Origin of the sequence: Lacihabitans soyangensis (assembly GCF_024343775.1) — a bacterium.
In the GTDB taxonomy this organism is placed as follows: Bacteria; Bacteroidota; Bacteroidia; order Cytophagales; family Spirosomataceae; genus Leadbetterella; species Leadbetterella soyangensis.
Window position 1 is genome coordinate 1 of record NZ_RJUF01000097.1, and the last position, 475, is coordinate 475.

Genomic DNA, 475 nt, shown 5'->3' on the forward strand with positions numbered 1-475 from the left:
TCTTTCAATGCGAGTACGCAAAACCCAAGCATCAGCAATGTAACTACTGCAGCAAGTGGTACTTATAGCTTAACTGTAACGGATGCCAATGGATGTAGTGCAAGTGCAACTAAAGTTGTTACAATCAATTCTTTGCCAGTACCAAATCCGAGCTCAGACTCACCAAAATGTGTTGGTACGACTTTATCATTCAATTCAGTAGCAGGTATGAGTAGTTATGCATGGAGTGGACCAAATTCGTTTAGTTCTTCTATTCAGGATCCTAGTATCAGTAATGTCTCTATTGCTGCTAATGGTACTTATACACTCACTGTTAGCAATGCTAATGGATGTTCGGCCTCGGCTACTACGGTGGTTACAATTAATCAGATTTTACCTCCGACCATCACCCCTCCGAATACCTTGGTAGTATGTTCCCCAAGTACATTGACCCTAACAGCCAGTAATTGTGCAGGCACAGTGACGTGGTCAGAGG

Annotated in this window: 1 pseudogene; it reads left to right on the plus strand. The window is 42.7% G+C overall.

Going from position 1 to position 475, the window contains the following annotated elements:
- Positions 1–475: pseudogene (locus EGI31_RS14555) on the plus strand (hypothetical protein); the annotation flags it as partial.